Here is a 20,715-nt window from a genome sequence, read left to right as displayed (position 1 = left end):
CTCTGATGACTTCACCTACTTGGCCTCGGCTTGCCTACTCAGCGGCGCTGTATGCACTCTCACCGCTTATTGGCTGGCGCATCTGGCGTGAGCAAGTGCCCACTTACTCACGCTTTCAGCGGCTGGGGTTACGCCTTGAGACGCTTCCTCCCGCGCCGCGTATTTGGCTGCACTGCGCCTCGGTGGGTGAAGTGCGCGCAGCACGGCCGCTGATTGAGCAGCTATTAGCGCGCTATCCAACCCATAGCCTTCTGCTCACCACCATGACCGCCACCGGTGCCCAGCAGTCCCAAGCGCTGATGTGCGAGCAGCCGCTAGCCGATCAAGCCAGGCTGGCCCATCGTTTCTTGCCGTTGGACTTTCCTGGTGCGGCTAAACGCTTTGTGCGCCGAGTTAAACCCGAGCTTGCCCTTCTGTTTGAAACTGAGCTGTGGCCTAACCTGATCCACGCCTGTCGCCAGCAAAGGGTACCCGTGGCGGTGGTCAATGGGCGCTTATCACCCCGAGCCTTTAAGCGCTACCAACGGCTGCACCCATTAATTGCCAGCACGCTCGCCGAGATTAGCTGGCTAGCGGCAAAATCACCGGCAGACGCCAAACGCTTTAATGCCCTAGGCTGCAGTTCGGCTATCACTCACATAGTCGGCTCGTTAAAATTTGAACTAGTCAGTCAAGTAAAAGCGATAAAAGAGGGTGAGCACTTACTTCGAGGATGGGGCGAGCGTCCAGTGTGGGTAGCGGGCTCCACGCGAGAAGGCGAAGAAGCGCTACTGCTCAAGGCTCATAAGCAACTGCTGCAGGGCTATCCTGATGCGTTGCTCGTGCTGGTACCCCGTCACCCACAGCGTTTTGATGAAGTGGCTAAGCTTTGCCAAGCAGAGGGTTGGACGTTAAGTCGCCGCAGCCAGCAGCAACTCGTCGCAAAGCAAACCCAGGTTTACCTGGGGGATACGCTGGGTGAACTGGCGATGCTTTACACAGCGGGCAGTGTGGCCTTTGTCGGGGGCAGTCTAGTGCCGCTGGGCGGGCACAACGTGCTTGAACCAGCGGCTTTGGGCCGCCCGGTGCTTAGTGGTGCTTCGATTGAAAATTTTGCCGATGTGGCTGAACCGCTGCAAGCAGCAGGGGCGCTCACCTTGGTCGACACCCCTGACGGCTTGGCAGAGGCGGTGGCGGGCTACTTTGCTGCCCCTGAGCTTGCCCAGCAGGCCGGGCTTGCAGGGCTTGCAGCGATTGAGGCACACAAAGGCGCTCTGGCCCGTACCCTGGCTGGGCTGGAGGCGCTGCTGCCCCAGTAACGCAGCAGCGCTATTTAAGCACCTTAGTTAAGTGCGATCCTTTCTACGCCATCTTCTTTGCCTAGCAGCAGCACATCCGCGCCGCGGGTAGCAAACAGCCCATTGGTCACCACGCCGACGATAGCGTTGATGCGCGCTTCCATGGCCACCGGATCTGCGATCATAAATTCATAGCAGTCGATAATTTGGTTGCCATTGTCGGTGACTACTCCCTGGCGATAGACCGGCTCGGCGCCAAGCGCGACAAGCTCGCGGGCGACATAGGAGCGTGCCATAGGGATGACTTCCACCGGTAGCGGAAAATTACCTAACTGAGGCACGTATTTCGAGCCATCGGCGATGCAGATAAAGCGTTTGGCGCAGGCAGCCACGATTTTCTCGCGGGTAAGCGCAGCGCCACCGCCTTTAATCATATGTAGGTGAGCATTCACTTCGTCTGCGCCGTCTATGTAAAAGGGAACTGTGCCAACGCTATTAAGCTCAAATACCTCAATGCCCAGTTTTTCAAGACGCTCGGCACTCGCCTGAGAACTCGCTACCGCGCCTTTAAAGCGGTCACGCAACGGCCCTAGGCGATCGATAAACAGGTTCGCCGTGGAGCCGGTGCCAATCCCTAAGATGGTATCCTTTTCCAGCTGAGCTTTAATTTCTTCAATTGCTGCGTCCGCTACGGCGGCCTTCAGTTCATCCTGGTTCATAATCAGCCTAGTGGGTCAAAGTGTGGTTAGTTACAAGAGAGCTAGTTGCAAGAGAGTTAGTCAGAGAAGTGCTCGTGGCGCTAGTATAGCGGTCTAAACGCCGCCTGCCGATGGCAACCCGGCTAGACGACGCTAGGCGAAATCTGCTACCAATAAACGCTTTGTCCGTTCACGTTCTTCCCTTGGGATACCCGCATGCTAGAAGCAACCGTCAAAAAGATCCTCCAAGCCCGCGTTTATGAAGCCGCTTGTGAGACGCCTATTTCGCCTGCCCCCTTTTTGTCGCGTCGTTTCAACAACCAGATTTTGATTAAGCGCGAAGATTTGCAGCCGGTGTTTTCGTTTAAGATCCGCGGTGCTTACAACAAAATGGCGCAATTAACGGAAGAGCAGAAAGCCAACGGTGTAATAGCAGCCTCCGCTGGCAACCATGCCCAAGGGCTGGCGATGGCCGCTAAACTAATGGGCGTAAAAGCCGTCATTGTGATGCCGCGCATCACGCCGGACATTAAAGTGCAGGCGGTGCGCGCCCGGGGCGCCAAGGTCATCCTCAAAGGGGACGCCTTCGCTGCTGCTGCCGAGCATGCGCAGGAACTGATTAAAGAACACGGCTACACCTATATTCCACCGTTTGACGATATCGATGTGGTGGCCGGTCAAGGCACTATCGGCGTGGAAATTCTGCGCCAACACGCCGGGCGCTTAGACGCCATCTTCGTGCCGGTTGGCGGCGGGGGATTAATTGCTGGTGTTGCCGCGTACGTTAAATATCTGCGCCCGGATATCAAAGTCATTGGCGTCGAAGCCGAAGACAGCGCCTGCCTTAAAGCCGCTTTAGAGGCGGGGGAGCGCGTGGTGCTCGATCAAGTAGGCGTATTTGCCGAGGGCGTCGCGGTCGCGCAAATCGGCGAAGTGCCGTTTTCGCTGGTCAAAGACCTGATCGATGGCGTTATTACCGTTAACACCGATGAAATGTGCGCCGCGGTGAAAGATATTTTTGAAGATACGCGCGCGGTGGCGGAAACCTCCGGCGCGCTATCGCTGGCGGGGCTAAAAAAATATATCCAGCAGACCGGTGCCGAAGGCGAAACGCTGATATGCATCAATTCCGGGGCCAATACCAACTTTGATCGTTTGCAGCACATCGCCGAGCGCACGGAGTTAGGCGAGCAGCGCGAAGCGATCCTGGCGGTGACCATTGCCGAGAAGCCCGGCAGCTTTAAAAAGTTTTGCCGCACGCTAGGCAAGCGCATGGTGACCGAGTTCAGCTATCGCTATGCCGATAGCAATGAAGCGCATATTTATGTGGGCGTCCAGGTGAAACCCGGTGGCGAAGACCGCCAGGCAGTCATCGACAAGCTGCGTGAAGGTGGCTACCAAGTGGAAGATCTCACCGATAACGAGTTGGCGAAGCTGCATATTCGCCACTTGAGCGGTGGTCGCCCCAGCGAACGCTTTGAAGAGGAAGTTTATCGCTTCGAGTTTCCCGAGCGCCCCGGCGCGTTGATGAACTTTTTGACCCAGCTGCCCCACGACTGGAATATCTCGCTGTTTCATTATCGCAACCATGGTGCGGCCTATGGTCGGGTCTTGGTGGGGATGCAAGTGCCTAACGGTGATCGCATCCATGTGGCGGAGTACTTAGACGCCATCGGCTACCGCTATTGGCGCGAAAGCGATAACCCAGCCTATCGACTGTTTATGGCTTAATCATGCATTACTGTATGTAAGTGCTTGCTTACCTTAAGCGTCAGAGCTGCTAGCGCCGTAACGTAACTTAATCCTTAGAAATGAAGCTAAAGAATGTCGTTAAAGCAGTTGTCACCGATGGCCCTATAGCCCTATAGTCGTGAGTGAAATTAAGCAAATTCGCCATACTCCAGAAAACAACAAAAAGAAAACAGCAAAGAGCGGCGGGTTTGGCACATTCGGCAACGGCAAAGGTGTTGGAGAAGCGGCATGCGGCGGAAGAAGCCTGATATGGTAATGGCGTTGATGGTTGTGTTTGCATTAGGGGTGCTGGCTACCGGCTATGCACAGGCGCTGTCGGGAAGCTAATCCCTTTAAGCTAATCCCTATAGACTTGCACCTACAACGACAGCAACAACGCTGTTAACCTGCAAGGCGACAGATATCAGACGAGAGGGGCTAATCCTTTATTGGGTCGGCCCTTTTTTTATGGGATGAGGGGACGGCGGCTTATTGGCGACGTACGCAGCCTTGGTCACTAACCACCGCCTGTAAGGGTACATCCCATGGCTCTACAGGCAGCGAAGCCACCTGCTGGCAAGCATGGGCGACACCAATCAAGGTAGGCGCCGGGCCGGGGCGATGCATGAATGCCAAACTGCGGTCATAAAAACCGCCCCCCATGCCCATGCGGTTAGCATTAGCATCAAACCCCACTAATGGCACGATTAGCGTATCCAGCGCCCAGGCTGGCAGCCGATTACGCCGCTGTGCGCTGTAGCGTACGTCAGGTTGCCAAATGCCAAAACGGTTTTTTACCATCGGAGTGTCAGGGCGGTAGGCAACAAACCATAGGCGATTAGCGCTAAACGGGCGTAAAACCGGCAGGTAAATAGCGACGTTACGCTGGCGCAGCCAGGGAAGTAGCGGGGTAGGGTCAATTTCGCCGTTAACAGGCAGATAGAGACTTAAGCGTCTTGCGCGGCGGATTTCAGGCAGGGTTTTCAATTGCTGGCATAAGCGCTGGGCTGCAAGGCGCTGCTCATGCTGAGAAAGGGCTCGGCGTTGATGACGTAAAAAGCGCCGTAGCGCGCGCTTATCGCCGTCCTGGTGGAGGCTTTCCATGCAGATATACTCTTATGTCCTATGTTCTCAAATAATCGGTGCTTTGTAAGACATAGGTGTTCTCCAGAGTGCCGCTGTCATTCTGGCCCTGAACCTACTGGTTCAGGTGGGTGGCCGCAGCCAGACCGTCAGGCTTTCCGACGCACGGACATGCACACGGGCCTGGCTAGCATTTGGCCCCCTGGGTATTACGCATAGGCTCGAGGGACTATAACGACTGGCGTACACCCCAGAGAACTCCGCCATCCTAACAGAGCGACGGCTAATGCCAAAGTGCTGGGTTAAACGTTCGCAGAGCTTTCAGGTAACGCGCTAGGGCTGGCGTGTTTTGGCCAACGCCCTTTCAAGACGGTCATTTAGCCGGTTCAGATTCTCTTCACCGGCTCGGTGCTCATCCATGGCTTCAAGCAGCTCGTGGGTAATATTGAGCGCTGCCATAATGGCCACTCGTTCGCTGCCAAGAACGCTGCTTTGGGCATTGATACCCTGCATGGCACGGTCTAAATAGCGTGCTGCGCGGTCGAGTTTGGCTTCTTCGCCTGTGTCGCAGGCAATGATATAGCCGCGCCCTAACAGGGTTATTTCTTTGGTTGGCCGCTTGGCGTTGCTCATCAAAGACTCCAGCACGGGCCAGCAAGGGGCCCAATGCGTTAACATCACAGCATAGGAAGATAGGTCTCGCTCACTATAAGAGAGGCGCTTATGCGCGGTCAACGCGCAGAGACATCCTTTACTAATATCCGAGATACCCTACACACCCAGTGAATACGAGGTTATTAACGACTATGTCATTGATCGATGAGCGTCAGGATTTCTCTGACGTGGCGGATGTTTTTCTCCTCCATGGCAGCATGCAGTCGCCGGCTTTTTTGGATGGCCGTTTATGTGCCTTGCTGGCGCTACGCGATGTGAGTGCCGAGGCTTGGTTGGACGAAGTCTGCCAGAGTTTAGGCGTTGAGCAGCCCCGCGATCAGGCAAGTGCCGAGCGGCTGCTAGGCTGGCGGAGGCAAACCGTAGAGGCGCTTAGCGCCAGTGACCTGGACTATACGCCGCTGTTGCCCGATGAGTTGTTCTCCTTGGGAGAACAAGCGCAGGGCCTTAAAGAGTGGACGCTGGGTTTTAGCGAAGTGATTGATGAAGTGGCCGACAACGAGCTGCGTGAGCGCTGGTCACAAGCACTGCGTGAAGCGATTGAAGACTTGGAAGCGCTGGGCCGGATAGATACTGATATCGACGACAGCCCCGAAAACGAGAACGACCTGTTTGCGCTGACCGAGCATGCCCGTATGGCCGCTATGCTGCTGTATACCGAGCAGCACCCAGGGATGCCGCAAGTCGAGCAAACCGACGCGCCCGTTCATTAATTGCCTCTGTCTGAACCTTTATGCTAGGAGCCTCTATGCGGCCCGAAATGTTACCTCGCCCCCCTGCGATCAGCGTGGCCGAGTATCGCCAGCGCCGTGACGCCTTAATGGCCCAGCTGCCGGATAACGCTGCGGTGGTACTTCCCGGCGCCGGGCTAATGACCCGTTCACGGGACAGCGAATTTGCCTTTCGCCAAAACAGCGATTTTTACTACCTGACCGGCATACGCGAACCGGGTGCGCTACTGGTGCTGCTTCCAGGGCGCGCTGAGGGTGAAAGCGTGGTGTTCTGTCAGGATCGTGACCCCACCATGGAAGCATGGACAGGACGACGTTTGGGCGCCGCGGGTGTCATGGCAGAGCATGGTATTGAACAGGCATTCGAAAACGCCGACCGCGACGAGCAGTTACTCACGCTGTTGGCGGGGCGCGAACTACTCTACTTGCCATTGGATAACCCCGAAGCAGTGAGCGTGGCTGAAGACGCTTTAAGTGATGCCCAGGCAGGGCTGAGACGCGGGCGGCCACCGCTAAAAGGTTGGCTGGATATCAGCCCGTTGATTCACTCTATGCGGTTGATCAAAAGCGATGCTGAAATTGCTCTGCTCAAGCATGCGGCGCTGATATCTGCCCAAGCACACCGGCGCGCTATGCAGGTCGCTCGCCCAGGCCTGAGTGAATTTCAGCTCCAGGCCGAATTAGAGCATGAGTTTGTCTGGCAAGGCGCCAGTGGGCCCGCCTACAGCACGATCGTGGGTAGCGGTGCCAACGCCTGCGTACTGCACTATATTGAAAACAGCGCACCGCTATGCGAAGACGGCCTGGTGCTGATCGATGCGGGCGCCGAATTTGAGCTGTATGCCGGTGATATCACTCGCACATTTCCGGTAGCCGGACGGTTCAATGACGCCCAGCGGGCGCTCTACCAAGTGGTGCTCAATGCCCAAGAGCGCGCCGTGAGCGCGATTCAGCCAGGGGCGACCCTAGTGGATATCCACCAGGGGGTAGTGCGCGACTTAACCGCCGGGTTGATTGAGCTTGGCCTGTTGGAGGGCGACGTACAAGCGCGCATTGATGACGAGAGCTATCGGCGCTTTTACCTGCACTCGACGTCACACTGGTTGGGATTGGACGTCCACGATGTCGGCACTTATAAGCTAGATGAGCAAACGCCTCGACCCCTGGTGGCAGGCATGGTGCTTACTGTAGAGCCGGGCCTATATATTCCGAGTGATGACGATATTCCTGACGCTTATCAGGGCATTGGGATTCGTATTGAAGACAATGTGGTCGTCACTCACGGAGGTCATGCAGTACTGACCGCCGATGTGCCCAAGCAGATGGCTGAAATTGAAGCGCTAATGGCTAAAAAGTAACCAGTCATAAATGTTTTCAATAGCCTTTATGTAAATTACGTTACGAAATTATTATTGCCTCTATGAAGCGGCGTCGTGGTCGGGAGAAGCTAATGCAGCAGTCTAATCAGGCGGTGAAGGGAGCGCTGACCCATGACATCGTGATTGTGGGCGGTGGGCTGGTAGGCGCCAGCTTAGGTTGCGCCCTGGCGCCACTGATTGAGCGCTACGGCTGGCGCGTGGCGATCATTGAATCGGCGCCTATGGCCGTTCAGCCGCAGGAAAATGCCTGGCAGCCGAGTTTTGATGCCCGGGCCAGTGCCATTGCAGAAGGCTCGGCACAGCGTTTTCTACAGCTAGGTGTGTGGGAAGCGATGCGCGAGGAGGCCACGCCGATTAAACGCATTCATATTAGCGAGCGTGGGCGTTTAGGCGCGACGCGGCTGAGTGCTGACGAACTGGGTGTCGCGGCGCTGGGCCATGTCATTCCCAATGCGTGGATGGGGCGTGTGCTTCATCAACGGCTTGCTCAACTACCGCTGGAGTGGCACTGCCCGGCAAAAGTCGAACAGCTCACGCCTGTGGCCGGAGGGCACCACCTGCAGCTTTCGGATGGTAGCCAGCTAACCGCAGGGCTAACGGTATTGGCGGACGGAGGGCGCTCGGGGCTCAAAGAGCAGCTAGGCATAGGCAGTCGCCGTGAGTCTTACCAGCAGACAGCGCTGATTGCGCATGTCGGCGTCAGCCAGCCCCATGAAGGCATCGCTTATGAGCGCTTTACCTCGCAAGGGCCAATGGCTTTATTGCCCCTGCCGGGCCAAGCTATGGAGCTGATCTGGACGCATCCCAGCGGCAGTGAGAAAGCACGCATGGCGCTAACCGAGCGCGAATTTCTGCTGCAACTTCAGCATGCGTTTGGCGATCGGGTGGGGCGTTTTACTCGGGTAGGCGCTCGCCATACTTATCCGCTTTCACTGGTCACTGCTGAAGAACCGGTGCGACCAGGGCTGGCGGTATTAGGTAACGCTGCCCACGCGTTGCATCCAGTCGCGGGGCAAGGTTTTAATTTAGCCCTGCGTGGGGTAATGGATCTGGTCGAAGCGCTGGAGCAGGGCGAACAGGCTAATCGTCCGCTGGGCGATATGGTCACGCTGCAAGCCTTTGAGAAACAACGCTCCCGAGATCGTGCCAACGTGATTCGCTTTAGCGATGGTCTAGTGCGACTGTTCGGGCTCTCCTTCCCGCTGCTGCCCCACGCCCGCGCGGCAGGCTTAATTGGCCTGAATCTGATTGGGCCGTTACGCCGAGGGCTGGCCCGTCGCGCTATGGGCTTAGAGCGTTAAGTTTATTAATCCTAGGCCACGAAAAGGGAATGCTATGCATACGGACTCATCGATTGCGAAACCGCCGGTGGAAAGCTTTGAAGTAATCATTGTGGGTGGTGGCATCGTCGGTACCGCACTCTGTGCGCTGCTGGCCCAGGCGGGGATGCAGGTGGCGCTGGTTGAGGCAACGCCTGCACCGCTACACATTAAACAGGCCGCTAGCAAGCTGCCAGCCCCCCGAGTCAGTGCGTTAACGCCGGTCTCCCAGCGCTTGCTCACCCATTTGGGGGCTTGGCACGGCATGCAGAGTACCCGGGTAACGGCCTACCAGGGCATGCAGGTATGGGATGCCGAAGGCAGTGGTGAAATTGCCTTTTCCGCCGACGAAGCGGGGGTAGCCGTACTGGGCCATATTGTTGAGAACGCGGTCACGCTGGCCGCGCTCAATAGTCAGGTAATTGATCACCCCAATGTCACCCCATTTTTTGGTGCTCGCCTACAGGCGCTGCAGCGTGCCAGTGGCAATACATCAAAGCGTGTATCAAGTGGCGATTGGCTAGTACTTGCTGATGGTCGCCAACTATATGCACCGTTAATCGTTGCCGCCGATGGCGCTCAGTCAACACTGCGCGAAATGGCCGGTATTGAGGTGGTCAGCGACGATATGCAGCAGGAGGCTGTGGTGACCACCGTTAAGTGCGCCAAGCCCCATGGTGGTGCGGCGCGGCAAGCGTTTATTGACGGCCGGCCGCTGGCATTTCTGCCTTTAACCGTGGAAGGTAATGATCATTACTGCTCCATCGTATGGTCGACCACCCCTGAGCACGCCGCTGAACTGAGTGAGTTGTCTCGCGAAGCGCTTGGAGAGGCACTGGGGAAAGCGTTTGGTCACCGCCTAGGCGAGGTATCGGTCTGCGATAAAGCCCATCGTTTTCCGTTGGTGCAGCGCCATGCCCGCCACTATGTACAGCCGCATTTCGCACTGGTAGGGGACGCTGCCCATAGTATTCATCCGCTGGCGGGCCAAGGTGTTAATTTAGGACTTATGGATGCGGCAGTGTTGGCAGAAGAGGTGGTGCATGCCTGGCAGCGCGGTGCACCCTGGGGTGAACTAAGCACTTTGAGGCGCTATGAGCGTCGTAGGCGCTTTGATAACAGCGCCATGCTGGGCTTAATGAAGGGGTTCAAAGTGCTGTTTGGCAGTCACGACCCGGCATTGACGTTGGCGCGGAATTTAGGAATGAGTGGTATGAACCAGTTGGTTCCATTGAAGCGGATAGTGATGCTGCAGGCGACCGGGGAGCGCGGCCGCCTGCCGCTCAGTTGTCGATAAACAAGGTTGTCGATAAACCAGGTTGTCGTTAAGTAAGGTTGCCATTAAACCAAGCGGCCGTTAACGCCGCCGACGGTCGACTACATTGAGTGCTTTAAGTAGATTAAGCGCCTCGCTGAGTTGGTAATCATTGAGCAGTCGCTCAGCCATTTCCTGGCGATCCCGAGGCGCCTGCTGAGCGCTTAGGTGCCCCTCAAGGTCGGCTTCGCGAATTTCGCGGCGGCTCTCGGCGACTTCCAAACGACCACGTACGACGTCCACGTCGGGCTCAATACCCTGGGCCTGAATAGAGCGTCCGTTGGGGGTGTAGTAGAGCGCGGTGGTGAGCTTGAGCCCTTCGCCATTGCCTAGCGGCATAATCTGTTGCACTGATCCCTTGCCAAAACTGTCGGTGCCCATAATCACGCCGCGGCGTTGATCCTGCAGCGCACCGGCGACAATTTCTGCGGCTGAGGCACTGCCGCCATTGATCAGTACCACCAACGGTACATCGCGAGCAGGTGTGGTCGTGGAGGCGGAGAACGACATTTCCGTATCCGAGAGGCGCCCTTCGGTATACACAATCAAGCCTTCATCCAGGAACAGATCGGCAATGCCGACGGCGGCTTGTAGGACACCACCGGGGTTGTTACGTAAATCGAGTATTAACCCTTCTAGAGGCTGCTCACGCGCCATGCGCTCAAGCGCTTCGCGGGCCTGTTCTGGGGTGCGCGATTGGAACTGGCTGATGCGCAGGTAGCCGTAACCGGGCTCGAGCAGCTCGTGCTTAACGCTTTCACTACGAATCACTTCGCGGGTCAGGTTGAACTCCCGCGGCGAATCCTCGCCTGAACGCAGTATGCTGATACGCAGTTCGGTGTCCGGCTCGCCGCGCATTAGGGTCACCGCTTCTTGTAGCGACATGCTATCAGTGGGGGTGCCGTCGATGGCGACGATAACATCGCGAGAAAGCAGCCCTGCGCGGGAAGCAGGGGTGTCATCAATAGGCGTAATCACCATGAGCTGACCATTTTCGGTGCCTACCTCGATACCGATACCGCCAAATTCGCCCTGAGTCGACTCGCGTAGGCTTTGGTACTCCTCCTCATCCAAATAGGCGGAGTGTGGATCCAGCTCACTCAGCATACCGCGCATAGCGTTACGTAGCAGCGTACTGTCATCGACCTCCTCGACGTAGGCACGCTTAATGCGTTCAAACACCTCGGCGAAGGTCTGAATATCTTCCAGGGGTAGCTGGTCGTAGGGTGGCTCACCCGCCGCACTGCTACCGGCTGGTTGAGCAAGCAGCGTTAGCGGGGCCGACAATAAGGCAATCGGCAGCAGGGTAGCCAAGAAGCGCTTGGCGGGGGTTGATACCCCGGTAACAGATAGCGTCATGCAGACTCCGCAAGGCGTTAGGTGACACTACAGCGTGCCACCTCGTAGTTGAAAATAGATAGTTAAAAATAGATAGCTAGAAATAGATAGTTAAAAATGGGTAGTTAAACGTGTGTATTTGAAAACATGTTGTAGAACATTAAGGCATCAATCGTCATGCAGCTTATCCCGTCAGCGGCGCGCAATCCAACGCTGCGGATTAATGGGTTCACCGCCACGGCGAACTTCGAAATAGAGCGCTGCGCGGGTTTGACCACCACTATCGCCAACACGACCAATCTCATCGCCGCGGCTGACTTGCTGGCCAGGCCTGACGCTGAACTGCTGCAGGTGGGCGTGTAGCGTCATAATCTGGTCGCCGTGGTCGATAATTAGCAAATTACCAAACCCTCGCATCCAGTCGGCGAATACCACGCGACCGGTGTGTACCGCGGTGACTGGCGTGCCTGCGCTGGCCTGAATCACTATACCGTTGTAATGCACACCGTCACGATGATGGAAATTACTACTGATTGAACCCTGTACTGGCCAAGGTAAGTCGCCTTGAGTACTGACAATATGCGTAGTGGGCGTGGGTTCGGCAAGTCTTGCCATCTCCGCTTGGATGTTGCGCAGTACACGTTCGGCCTCTTCACGGCTCTGATTGAGGTCGGCCAACCGCTCCTCCTCACTGCCGTAGCGGTCATCCAGGTTGGAAACCACGCCGCGTCGTTCAGTGGTACGTTGAGCTAGCAGCGCGCTTTGTTCTTCCAGCTCATCGGCTAATGTATCAAGGCGCGTTTGGCGCTCGCTCAGCTCCTTCTGGGTATCAGCCAGTGCGGTGTCCAAGCGCGCTATATCGCTTAAGCGGCGATTACGTGCTTCGGTCAGCCGATTCATATAGGCCTGCATACGATCAAGCTCGGCAGGGTCGCCTTGGTTAAGCAGTAGTTTGAGCTGCGGCGTAGGGCCAAGTCGGTAAAGTGCTGAGAGCTGTTGGCCCAGCGCTGCGTACTGATTGGCTCGTTCGCCCTCTAGGCGGTCACGGTGCTGGCGCAGTTGGGTCGTTTCATCATTCAACTGGCGACGTTCAGCTTGCAGCGTATCCAGGCGCTGATGTGTTTCGGCAAGCTTGGTTTCGACTTCTTTTAGCTCACGTTGGGCGCTATCGCGTGCTTCACCAGTGGCGCTGAGGCGTTGGGCAACAGACTCAATCTCCTGACCAATCGAATCCAATTGCTGGCGCGCTGCGCCTTCATCTTGCTGAGTAAAGCCTGCTGGCGCATAACTGAACGCCAGCACGAGTGTCAGGGCTAAAGATGGCCGCATGGGCACTATTTATAATGAATCAGTGGTTGACCGGTCATTGCCTCAGGCTGTTCCTGATCCATCATGGTCAGCAGCGTAGGCGCCAAGTCGCATAATTTGCCTTCATCAAGCGTGGCAGCGCGTTCGCCGACATAGATGAGTGGCACTACAAAGGTGGTGTGGGCCGTTTGCGGTGCGCCTGTTTCGGGATGAACCATCTGCTCGGCATTACCGTGGTCGGCGGTAATTAAGCAGGCGCCGCCAGCACGCTCGATGGCTTCAACGACTCGACCCACGCAGGTATCGACGGTCTCAATGGCTTTTACCGCAGCGTTGAAGTCACCGGTGTGGCCGACCATATCACCGTTGGCGTAGTTGCAAACAATCAGATCAAAGCTGCCGCCATCAATGGCGTCGACAAGCTTGTCGGTAATCTCAAACGCGCTCATCTCGGGCTTTTCGTCGTAGGTGCGCACATCGCGTGGAGAGGGCACTAAGATGCGCTCCTCGCCGTCATATTCGGCTTCATTGCCGCCTGAAAAGAAGAAGGTGACGTGGGGGTACTTTTCGGTTTCGGCGATACGCAACTGTTTCAAGCCGCGCTTAGCCACCACTTCGCCCAAGGTGTCATTTAGATCCGATGGCGGGAAGGCGGCAGGCGCAGCAATGTCAGCGGCGTACTGGGTCATCATTACCAGCCCTTTATCTGCAAGCTTGGGGCATGCTCGCCGATCAAAGCCTTTGAAATCCGGCTCAGTAAAAGCGCGGGTTAACTCACGGGCGCGGTCAGAACGGAAGTTAAGGAAAATAGCCGCATCGCCATCGTCCAAGGTAATCGGCTTGTCATTGAGGGGTATGCTACTGGCGGCAACGAATTCGTCGGTTTCGCCACGCTGATAGGCGTCGCGAAGTGCCGTTTCGGCACTGGAGGCGTAGTACTCCGCGTGGCCATCGGTGAGTAGCCGGTAGGCTTGCTCAACGCGCTCCCAGCGGTTGTCGCGATCCATGGCGTAGAAGCGACCAATAATCGAGGCAACAAAGCCATTATCAGCACCTACCAGCTCAGCCAGGCGAGCGTTGGCGCGCTCTATCGAGGCCAAGGCGCTCTGCGGCGGCATATCGCGGCCATCCAGAAAAGCATGAATAAAAATGCGTTGGGCACCGCGGCGGGCGGCCAGTTCGGCCATGGCAATAAAATGCTCTTCATGGCTGTGCACGCCGCCGGGGGAGAGCAGGCCAATTAAGTGTACCGGGCGACCGTTGGCGACGGCTTCATCAATCGGCTGGGTAAGGTTGGCATTAACATCCAGGTCACCGTCTTCAATCGCTTTGCTAATACGCGTGAAATCCTGATAAACGATACGACCGGCACCAATATTCATATGCCCGACTTCAGAGTTACCCATCTGGCCGTCGGGGAGCCCCACGTTAAGGCCATCGGTGTGAACGAAGGCATGAGGACGGCTTTCCCAAAGTTTATCCATCGTCGGCGTGTGGGCAGCGGCCACTGCATTATGGGCGCTATCGGGGTTGTGGCCGTAGCCGTCGAGAATAATCAGCGCCACTGGGCGCGGGGTGCGAGAAGTATCCATATAAACCTCGTTAAGATTGGCAAGCCGGGCGAGTCGATAATTCGGGGTCGCGACAGGCGCACGCTTGGGGCATCATAACGCAGGCTACGGTCAGGCGTCATGATCTAGGCCTGCGCGGGAAGCTATCTGACGTGTATACTTGTCGCGTTTTAACGGTGGCAACGCCGCTTTTTTCCGTATTTACCAAGAGATTGTGTTCGCGATGATCGATCAGGTGTTCGAATTCGTACAGAACCACCCCCTACTGGTTGGGGCATTTTTGCTGGTGCTAGTCGCGTGGATTATTTATGAAACGCGCAGCGCCTCTACTAATGCACTGACCGCCACAGAGGCCACTCAGCTTATCAACCGCGAAGACGCGGTGGTGCTGGATATCCGTGAAAATAAAGACTTCAAAGCCGGGCATATCGCGGGGGCGCGCAACATTCCGCAAAGCAACCTCGATAGCCGCATGACCGAACTGGATAAAGTGAAAGCCCAGCCGATCATCGTGGTATGCAAGCACGGCCAGAGTTCGGGTGCTGCCCAGGCCAAGCTCGCCAAAGCAGGCTTTGAGCGAGCTTACAAGTTGAAGGGCGGTATGGCGCAGTGGCAAGGTGACGGCCTTCCGGTGGTTAAAAAGTAACCAACGATAGCTTTATTTAATCAACAATCAGGAGTTTTCTCATGGCGGAAGATAACAATTCCCCGCAGGCGGGTGCCGCGGTAGACGAAAAACCGCAGCTTAAATTTTCGCTGCAGCGCATTTATGTGAAAGATATTTCGTTTGAAGCGCCCAACTCACCTTCGGTGTTCAAGCAGGCGTTCAAACCTAAGGTGAACCTGGATCTGAATACCACCAGCACTAAAATTGCTGATGACCAGTATGAAGTGGTGGTTAAGGTGACTGCCCAGGTGAACGATAATGAAACCGGTACCACCTCTTTCCTGGCTGAAGTTGAGCAGGCGGGTCTGTTCCGTATCGCGGGTATTGAAGGGGCGCAGCTGGATCAAACCCTGGGCGCTTTTTGCCCCAACCTGCTATTCCCTTACGCCCGTGAGTGCGTGGACAACTTGGTCAACCGTGGTGGTTTCCCACCGCTGATGCTGGCGCCGGTAAACTTCGAAGCCATGTATGCCCAGCGTAAACAGCGCGAAGCCAAGCAAGCAGAAGAAAACACTCACTAAGCTATGTCGTCAGAAACGCAAGCCGCTGATTGGTACGCCCAGCATGGCAAAATGCCGCGTCTCTATGTGCCTGCTACTTTCGTGGCAGGCTGTGACGTCGCATTGCCTGACGGCCCCGCGCGCCACATCACTCGCGTGCTTCGCATGGTTGAAGGCGCGCCGCTGGTGCTGTTTGACGGTAACGGCCAGGAAGCGGGCGTCCGCTTGGTGGAGGTAAGCCGCAAGCAGACGCTGGCGAGGGTCGAGGCGATATGGCCGGGTAGCGGTGAGTCGCCGCTATCTGTTCACTTGGGTCAAGCCATCTCCAAAGGCGACCGAATGGATTACGCTATTCAGAAAGCCGTCGAGCTGGGCGTTGCGGCGATTACCCCGCTGTATACCGAGCGGGGTGATGTGCGTTTGAAAGGCGACCGTGAAGGTAAAAAGCTAGCCCACTGGCAGGCGGTTGCTGCCAGTGCCTGCGAGCAGAGCGGCCGTGCGGTAGTGCCTCAAGTGCACTCACCGATGCCGTTATCAGCATGGCTTGAAGAGCGCCAGGAGCCGCTGCGCTTGATGCTGCATCTAGCGACCGGCAATGCGTTTGATCGCCAAGATCGACCGGCGTCGGTGGCGCTGCTCATTGGCCCAGAAGGCGGCTTGAGCGATAGTGATATTGCCGCTGCCCAAAGCGCTAACTTTACGCCGCTGACACTCGGCCCTCGGGTGCTGCGTACCGAGACGGCACCTGTGGTGGCACTGTCACTGCTGCAGCACTACTTTGGAGATTTGTAAGTATTTGCGTAAGTGCTTGCGTAAGTACTTACTCCTGATAAGAGCCTTTTATTAATTACGGCAGCCAATTTTTTCACTCCCGTCCTACCATACTTTGCCTGATCTCTCTTAGGCACCATAATGTTTATCTATTTTTCTTGAAGGACGACACCCATGGTGCGTGAGTCTCACTCCTCCCCGCGTTCCGCTAGCGATGCGACTGCCCAGTTGGGTGAAGTGGCGTACCTGACGGTCACAGCGGTTAATAATATCGGCGCGTTTTTGCAATGGGGGCAGCCGAAAGATGTGTTGCTGCCGTTTAGCGAGCAGCATTTTCGTCCTGATGCTGGAAAGCGTGTATTGGTGATGCTGTATAGCGATGACCAGGGGCGGCCGGTGGCGTCGATGAAGCTGGATCGCTTTTTGACCGATGACGCCTGGGCGTTAGAAAAAGGCGACGAAGTTGCCGTGGTGGTGGCAGATCGCACGGATCTAGGCATGAAGGTGGTGGTCAATCACCGCTACTGGGGGCTTATTTACCAGGATGACGTTACCCAACCATTGCGCCGAGGCCAATCCGTTAAGGGCTATGTTAAGCAGCGCCGTGAAGATGGCCGTTTAAACATATCGCTGCTACCGCCCGGCGCCGCTCGCTTAGATGTGGTGGGCGACAAGATCATGCAAGCCCTGCGTGAAAGCGGTGGCTATCTCGCTCTGGGCGATAAAAGTCCTGCTCACGAAGTTAAAGCCCGCTTAGGGGTGAGTAAAAGTGCCTATAAACAAGCCATTGGGCGGCTTTATAAGCAACAGTTGATCACCTTAGAACCTGATGCTATCCGCTTAGTGCCCGGCGCGCTTAGCGAGTAGTTAGCGGGGGCAGTTGGAGCCGGGCGAGCAGTGCGGCATACTGAGCATCAATTGTTCATGTTTGGATAGTGCCCCCGATGAGTCAATCAAATCTGCACCTTGGCGTTGTGATGGATCCCATCAGCGACATCGCTTACAAGAAAGACACCACCATGGCTATGCTATGGGCTGCCCAGGAGCGTGGTTATACCCTGCACTATATGGAGCAGGAAGACCTTTTTTTGAACGCGGGGCAAGCCTACGCGCGTATGCGGCCGCTAAAAGTGCATCGTGATCCAAATCACTGGTACGACCTAGGCGAACCTTCCGCGCGTCCGCTAGTAGAGCTGGATGTGGTGCTGATGCGCAAAGACCCGCCTGTCGATGCTGAGTTTACTAACGCAGTGCACTTGCTGGGCTTTGCTGAGCGGGAAGGCGTACTGATCGTTAATCCGACGGCAGCGCTTTTGCAGTGTAATGAAAAGCTGTTTGCCCAGCAGTTTCCCCAGTGCTGCGCGCCTACGATCGTCGCTAGTCGTGATGATGTGTTGCGCGCCTTCCATGTGGAACACGGCGATGTGATCTTTAAGCCGCTGGATGGTATGGGGGGCACCGGTATTTTTCATATTGGCCCAGAGGGTCGCAATATTGGCGCGGTGATTGAGCAGCTTTCGCTGCGTGGCCAGCGACAAATCATGGCGCAGCGTTACCTGCCGGAGATTAAAGATGGCGACACGCGCATTCTGCTAGTGGATGGTGAGCCCGTTCCCTTTGGACTGGCGCGGATACCCTCGGCGGGCGAGACCCGGGGCAACTTAGCTGCTGGTGGGAAGGGCGTTAGCCGTGAGCTCACCGAGCGCGATCACTGGCTTATTCAGCAAGTGCAGCCAATGATTCGTGAGAAAGGCCTAATGTTCGTGGGTCTGGATGTAATCGGTGACTATATTACGGAAATCAATGTCACCAGTCCCACCTGCGTACGTGAAATTGATGATCAGCGGGGCACCAATATTGCCGGTTTACTGCTCGATGCCATCGAGCGCCGCTTAGCCTAAGCACGGCTTCATTCTTATAATTACACTCATTACGCTATGCCTGCTGGGATGCCAGCAGGCAGTGGGAGACGCATGCAAAGTTTGAAACATCACTTTCTAATGGCCATGCCGCATTTAGAAGACCCTAATTTTGCCGGTAGCCTGATCTATCTTTGCGATCATGATAACAACGGCTGCATGGGGGTAATTACTAATCGACCGTTAGAAATAACCCTCGAAGCGCTATTTGATCAACTGGAGCTGGGCGGCGAAGCAAGTCCGCACCGCAATGCGCCGGTTTATTACGGCGGGCCGATGCATAAAGACCGTGGCTTCATTCTGCATATGGGCGATAGCCAGGAGTGGGACTCCAGTATCCAGGTGGAGGATGGCATGGCGCTGACGACTTCGCTGGATATTCTCCAGGCTTTTGCTGCTGGCGAAGGGCCTGAGCACTTTTTGGTCTGCCTGGGTTGCGCGGGATGGGAAGTGGGGCAGCTGGAAGAAGAGCTTAAAGAGAACAGTTGGCTAACGGTAGAAGCCCAGAGCAGCGTGCTCTTCAATACCCCGCCTATCGAGCGGTTAACCGCGGCGGCAGGATTACTCGGTATCGACCTTAACCTAATGACCCGAGATGCGGGGCACGCTTAATGGCCGAAGCGGGACAGCGTTTAATCCTGGCCTTTGATTACGGCACCCGGCGTATCGGTGTGGCAGTGGGCAATGAGCTGCTTCACAGCGCTCGGGAGCTGACTCCCTTGACGGCACGTGATGGAATTCCCGACTGGAATGTCGTGTCACGGCTTCTCAGCGAGTGGCAACCGGATATGTTAGTGGTGGGGCTGCCACTGAATATGGATGGCAGCGAATCAGAGATGAGCACTCGCGCTCGCAAGTTTGGTAATCGTCTGCATGGCCGTTTTGGCAAGCCATGTGCAATGGTCGATGAGCGCGGCACCACTCGGGAGGCGAAAATGATCGCTCGCGAGGCGGGCCATAAAGGTAACTATCGTCAGGATAGTGTCGATGGCATTGCGGCGATTCTTATTCTTGAAGGCTGGTTTGCCCACCAGGAAGGCTTACCTGGCGGGCGTCTGTCTCTTTAGCCCTTATCCTGCATCTCTAAGCCCTCTAACTTTAAACCTTCTCTTCTAGCCTTAACGATCCAAGGTGCCAGTTTGACTGGGTACATACCAGCGAACAGGGCGTAGATCTTGCTCGATTAGTTTATCGACGTTGAGCAGCGTTGCAAAAATCGCCATTCGCATGGGAATCCCGTTATCGGTTTGGCGGAAGATCGCCAAGCGCGGGTCGCCGTTCAGGTCGACGTTTAAATCATTCGCACCGGGGCGGCTATCCCTGGGCAGTGGGTGCATCACAATCGTGCTTTGACTGCAGCGGTGATCGAGAAAATCACGATTGACCATAAAGTCATCAGAGAGTCCCTGAAAGCTCTCATTCATCTCGTCGGTAAAACGTTCCTTCTGAATGCGCGTGGTGTACACCACATCTAAATCTGCAAAATCACTCGCCAGTGAGTCGCGCTGCTCAATGCGATGCCCGCGAGATGTGACTAAGTCAATCAGCTTGGAGGGCATTTCAAGCCCCGGGGGAGATACCAGGGTAATACGCAGCGGGTCATAGAGTGACAGGAGCTTAATCAGTGAATGGACAGTACGGCCGTACTTCAAGTCACCGGTAAGCAAGATATGTGCACCGGCCAACGATTTACCCAGGCGGTGAAATTCTTTATCAATCGTATAAAGGTCAAGTAGTGCTTGGCTGGGGTGCTCACCTGGGCCGTCGCCCCCATTGATCACGGGTACATTGGTTGCTGCTGCAAACTCAGCCACTGATCCCTGGTCGGGGTGGCGCATTACAATCGCGTCGCAGTAACCGCTCATTACACGGCTGGTATCGTACAGCGACTCCCCCTTCGCCATAGACGAGAAGGTAAAGCCGGTGGTGTCACATACGCTGCCACCCAAGCGGCAGAAAGCGGCATTGAAACTCACCCGTGTCCGGGTACTGGCCTCAAAAAACAAATTCCCGAGTACTGCTCCTTCTAAAACGCGAGTAACCTGGCGACGCTGGGCAATGGGTTCCATGCGTGCAGCGACACGCAGTAAATGGTCTACACTTTCACGGCTTAATGAGTCGACAGTTAGCAGATGGTGGCTCATGACAGACCTCGGCAAGGTGATGGATGAGCCTAGTGTAACCGCCAAAGAGGGCGGCACCGAAGGGGTTTAATCCACTAAGGGCGACTAATCTGTAATTTTTCTACAAAACCACTTGCCAACCCGGCGCTGAATCCGTAAAGTACGCATCCGCTGCCGGGGACGCCAAGCGTTACCAGCGGTGCATAAGGTGTAAAAGCCTTGGTTTGTCAGTAGGTTAGAGCAGGCTGTATCGCTCGCTTCACTCGCTAAAGAAAACAGCGATTGACAAACACCAGGAAATGCGTAGAATACG

Annotated in this window: 20 protein-coding genes and 1 other RNA gene; 13 read left to right on the top strand and 8 right to left on the bottom strand. The window is 55.9% G+C overall.

What is annotated here, in order from left to right:
• Positions 1–5 precede the first annotated feature (5 nt).
• Positions 6–1,298, top strand: coding sequence for a lipid IV(A) 3-deoxy-D-manno-octulosonic acid transferase (gene waaA / locus J7J49_RS19270; RefSeq protein WP_215094974.1), 1,293 nt, complete (start codon positions 6–8; stop codon positions 1,296–1,298).
• A 23-nt stretch (positions 1,299–1,321) separates the two neighbouring features.
• Here the strand turns inward: waaA and rpiA are convergent, their stop codons facing one another.
• Positions 1,322–1,996 (bottom strand): ribose-5-phosphate isomerase RpiA, encoded by a 675-nt coding sequence (gene rpiA / locus J7J49_RS19265; protein WP_064232440.1) that lies wholly within the window; start codon positions 1,994–1,996, stop codon positions 1,322–1,324.
• A 195-nt stretch (positions 1,997–2,191) separates the two neighbouring features.
• On the opposite strand from rpiA, the gene ilvA reads away from it, so the two are divergent.
• Complete coding sequence (ilvA, locus tag J7J49_RS19260; protein WP_064232441.1) at positions 2,192–3,706, top strand: threonine ammonia-lyase, biosynthetic; 1,515 nt, start codon at positions 2,192–2,194, stop codon at positions 3,704–3,706.
• A gap of 489 nt (positions 3,707–4,195) precedes the next feature.
• Here ilvA and J7J49_RS19255 read toward each other — a convergent pair whose 3' ends face one another.
• The 3 genes from J7J49_RS19255 to J7J49_RS19245 all read right to left on the bottom strand — a co-directional run bounded on the left by J7J49_RS19255 (position 4,196) and on the right by J7J49_RS19245 (position 5,422).
• Complete coding sequence (locus J7J49_RS19255) at positions 4,196–4,810, bottom strand: 5-formyltetrahydrofolate cyclo-ligase (protein ID WP_215094972.1); 615 nt, start codon at positions 4,808–4,810, stop codon at positions 4,196–4,198.
• Between the two features lie 56 nt (positions 4,811–4,866).
• Positions 4,867–5,049: non-coding RNA, 6S RNA (gene ssrS / locus J7J49_RS19250), on the bottom strand.
• Between the two features lie 73 nt (positions 5,050–5,122).
• Positions 5,123–5,422, bottom strand: a complete 300-nt coding sequence (locus J7J49_RS19245; RefSeq protein WP_064232443.1) for a cell division protein ZapA — start codon at positions 5,420–5,422, stop codon at positions 5,123–5,125.
• Positions 5,423–5,595: 173 nt separating this feature from the next.
• Between J7J49_RS19245 and J7J49_RS19240 the strand changes: the two genes are divergently transcribed.
• From J7J49_RS19240 to J7J49_RS19225, 4 genes are all read left to right on the top strand, one after another.
• Positions 5,596–6,174 (top strand): UPF0149 family protein, encoded by a 579-nt coding sequence (locus J7J49_RS19240; protein ID WP_064232444.1) that lies wholly within the window; start codon positions 5,596–5,598, stop codon positions 6,172–6,174.
• Between the two features lie 35 nt (positions 6,175–6,209).
• Positions 6,210–7,550, top strand: coding sequence for a Xaa-Pro aminopeptidase (gene pepP / locus J7J49_RS19235; RefSeq protein WP_215094970.1), 1,341 nt, complete (start codon positions 6,210–6,212; stop codon positions 7,548–7,550).
• 92 nt (positions 7,551–7,642) lie between these two features.
• A complete protein-coding gene (gene ubiH / locus J7J49_RS19230; RefSeq protein WP_215094968.1) occupies positions 7,643–8,872 on the top strand; it encodes a 2-octaprenyl-6-methoxyphenyl hydroxylase in 1,230 nt (409 codons plus the stop codon).
• A 34-nt stretch (positions 8,873–8,906) separates the two neighbouring features.
• Positions 8,907–10,187, top strand: a complete 1,281-nt coding sequence (locus J7J49_RS19225; protein ID WP_215094966.1) for a UbiH/UbiF/VisC/COQ6 family ubiquinone biosynthesis hydroxylase — start codon at positions 8,907–8,909, stop codon at positions 10,185–10,187.
• A 60-nt stretch (positions 10,188–10,247) separates the two neighbouring features.
• Here the strand turns inward: J7J49_RS19225 and J7J49_RS19220 are convergent, their stop codons facing one another.
• From J7J49_RS19220 to gpmI, 3 genes are all read right to left on the bottom strand, one after another.
• On the bottom strand, positions 10,248–11,564 hold the full coding sequence (locus J7J49_RS19220; RefSeq protein WP_064232448.1) for a S41 family peptidase: 1,317 nt from the start codon (positions 11,562–11,564) through the stop codon (positions 10,248–10,250).
• A 171-nt stretch (positions 11,565–11,735) separates the two neighbouring features.
• Positions 11,736–12,872 carry a murein hydrolase activator EnvC family protein gene (locus J7J49_RS19215; RefSeq protein WP_064232449.1) on the bottom strand — a complete coding sequence of 379 codons (1,137 nt, stop codon included), beginning with the start codon at positions 12,870–12,872 and terminating at the stop codon, positions 11,736–11,738.
• 5 nt (positions 12,873–12,877) lie between these two features.
• The gene (gpmI, locus tag J7J49_RS19210) at positions 12,878–14,443 is read right to left on the bottom strand and encodes a 2,3-bisphosphoglycerate-independent phosphoglycerate mutase (protein ID WP_215094964.1); all 1,566 of its coding nucleotides are present in this window, start codon (positions 14,441–14,443) and stop codon (positions 12,878–12,880) included.
• Between the two features lie 202 nt (positions 14,444–14,645).
• Here gpmI and J7J49_RS19205 point away from each other — a divergent pair, with 202 nt between their 5' ends.
• The 7 genes from J7J49_RS19205 (at position 14,646) to ruvX (ending at position 19,346) form a co-directional block, all read left to right on the top strand.
• Positions 14,646–15,068, top strand: coding sequence for a rhodanese-like domain-containing protein (locus J7J49_RS19205; RefSeq protein WP_064232461.1), 423 nt, complete (start codon positions 14,646–14,648; stop codon positions 15,066–15,068).
• Between the two features lie 41 nt (positions 15,069–15,109).
• Complete coding sequence (gene secB, locus J7J49_RS19200) at positions 15,110–15,610, top strand: protein-export chaperone SecB (RefSeq protein ID WP_215094962.1); 501 nt, start codon at positions 15,110–15,112, stop codon at positions 15,608–15,610.
• A 3-nt stretch (positions 15,611–15,613) separates the two neighbouring features.
• Positions 15,614–16,381 carry a 16S rRNA (uracil(1498)-N(3))-methyltransferase gene (locus tag J7J49_RS19195; RefSeq protein ID WP_215094960.1) on the top strand — a complete coding sequence of 256 codons (768 nt, stop codon included), beginning with the start codon at positions 15,614–15,616 and terminating at the stop codon, positions 16,379–16,381.
• A 153-nt stretch (positions 16,382–16,534) separates the two neighbouring features.
• Entirely contained in the window at positions 16,535–17,227 is a 693-nt protein-coding gene (locus J7J49_RS19190) for a CvfB family protein (protein ID WP_064232452.1), read from the top strand.
• A gap of 77 nt (positions 17,228–17,304) precedes the next feature.
• On the top strand, positions 17,305–18,261 hold the full coding sequence (gene gshB / locus J7J49_RS19185; RefSeq protein WP_215094958.1) for a glutathione synthase: 957 nt from the start codon (positions 17,305–17,307) through the stop codon (positions 18,259–18,261).
• Positions 18,262–18,333: 72 nt separating this feature from the next.
• A complete protein-coding gene (locus J7J49_RS19180) occupies positions 18,334–18,891 on the top strand; it encodes a YqgE/AlgH family protein (protein WP_064232454.1) in 558 nt (185 codons plus the stop codon).
• Positions 18,891–19,346 carry a Holliday junction resolvase RuvX gene (gene ruvX / locus J7J49_RS19175; protein ID WP_064232455.1) on the top strand — a complete coding sequence of 152 codons (456 nt, stop codon included), beginning with the start codon at positions 18,891–18,893 and terminating at the stop codon, positions 19,344–19,346. Before J7J49_RS19180 ends, ruvX begins: the two co-directional genes overlap by 1 nt.
• Before the next feature lie 51 nt (positions 19,347–19,397).
• On the opposite strand, the gene J7J49_RS19170 is transcribed toward ruvX, so the two are convergent.
• Positions 19,398–20,423: an aspartate carbamoyltransferase gene (locus J7J49_RS19170; RefSeq protein ID WP_064232456.1), complete on the bottom strand. Its 1,026-nt coding sequence runs from the start codon at positions 20,421–20,423 to the stop codon at positions 19,398–19,400.
• Positions 20,424–20,715 lie beyond the last annotated feature (292 nt).

The sequence above is a fragment of the Halomonas sp. ISL-56 genome (assembly GCF_018612805.1).
Classification (GTDB): Bacteria; Pseudomonadota; Gammaproteobacteria; order Pseudomonadales; family Halomonadaceae; genus Vreelandella.
Note: the sequence above shows the minus strand (reverse complement) of the source record. Positions and strands in the feature narration are given on the sequence as shown.

Excerpts from the sequence above, each read along its gene's own strand:
- waaA (WP_215094974.1), top strand. The coding sequence starts at position 6 with ATGACTTCACCTACTTGGCCTCGGCTTGCCTACTCAGCGGCGCTGTAT.
- rpiA (WP_064232440.1), bottom strand. The coding sequence starts at position 1,996 with ATGAACCAGGATGAACTGAAGGCCGCCGTAGCGGACGCAGCAATTGAA.
- ilvA (WP_064232441.1), top strand. The coding sequence starts at position 2,192 with ATGCTAGAAGCAACCGTCAAAAAGATCCTCCAAGCCCGCGTTTATGAA.
- J7J49_RS19255 (WP_215094972.1), bottom strand. The coding sequence starts at position 4,810 with ATGGAAAGCCTCCACCAGGACGGCGATAAGCGCGCGCTACGGCGCTTT.
- J7J49_RS19245 (WP_064232443.1), bottom strand. The coding sequence starts at position 5,422 with ATGAGCAACGCCAAGCGGCCAACCAAAGAAATAACCCTGTTAGGGCGC.
- J7J49_RS19240 (WP_064232444.1), top strand. The coding sequence starts at position 5,596 with ATGTCATTGATCGATGAGCGTCAGGATTTCTCTGACGTGGCGGATGTT.
- pepP (WP_215094970.1), top strand. The coding sequence starts at position 6,210 with ATGCGGCCCGAAATGTTACCTCGCCCCCCTGCGATCAGCGTGGCCGAG.
- ubiH (WP_215094968.1), top strand. The coding sequence starts at position 7,643 with ATGCAGCAGTCTAATCAGGCGGTGAAGGGAGCGCTGACCCATGACATC.
- J7J49_RS19225 (WP_215094966.1), top strand. The coding sequence starts at position 8,907 with ATGCATACGGACTCATCGATTGCGAAACCGCCGGTGGAAAGCTTTGAA.
- J7J49_RS19220 (WP_064232448.1), bottom strand. The coding sequence starts at position 11,564 with ATGACGCTATCTGTTACCGGGGTATCAACCCCCGCCAAGCGCTTCTTG.
- J7J49_RS19215 (WP_064232449.1), bottom strand. The coding sequence starts at position 12,872 with ATGCGGCCATCTTTAGCCCTGACACTCGTGCTGGCGTTCAGTTATGCG.
- gpmI (WP_215094964.1), bottom strand. The coding sequence starts at position 14,443 with ATGGATACTTCTCGCACCCCGCGCCCAGTGGCGCTGATTATTCTCGAC.
- J7J49_RS19205 (WP_064232461.1), top strand. The coding sequence starts at position 14,646 with ATGATCGATCAGGTGTTCGAATTCGTACAGAACCACCCCCTACTGGTT.
- secB (WP_215094962.1), top strand. The coding sequence starts at position 15,110 with ATGGCGGAAGATAACAATTCCCCGCAGGCGGGTGCCGCGGTAGACGAA.
- J7J49_RS19195 (WP_215094960.1), top strand. The coding sequence starts at position 15,614 with ATGTCGTCAGAAACGCAAGCCGCTGATTGGTACGCCCAGCATGGCAAA.
- J7J49_RS19190 (WP_064232452.1), top strand. The coding sequence starts at position 16,535 with ATGGTGCGTGAGTCTCACTCCTCCCCGCGTTCCGCTAGCGATGCGACT.
- gshB (WP_215094958.1), top strand. The coding sequence starts at position 17,305 with ATGAGTCAATCAAATCTGCACCTTGGCGTTGTGATGGATCCCATCAGC.
- J7J49_RS19180 (WP_064232454.1), top strand. The coding sequence starts at position 18,334 with ATGCAAAGTTTGAAACATCACTTTCTAATGGCCATGCCGCATTTAGAA.
- ruvX (WP_064232455.1), top strand. The coding sequence starts at position 18,891 with ATGGCCGAAGCGGGACAGCGTTTAATCCTGGCCTTTGATTACGGCACC.
- J7J49_RS19170 (WP_064232456.1), bottom strand. The coding sequence starts at position 20,423 with ATGAGCCACCATCTGCTAACTGTCGACTCATTAAGCCGTGAAAGTGTA.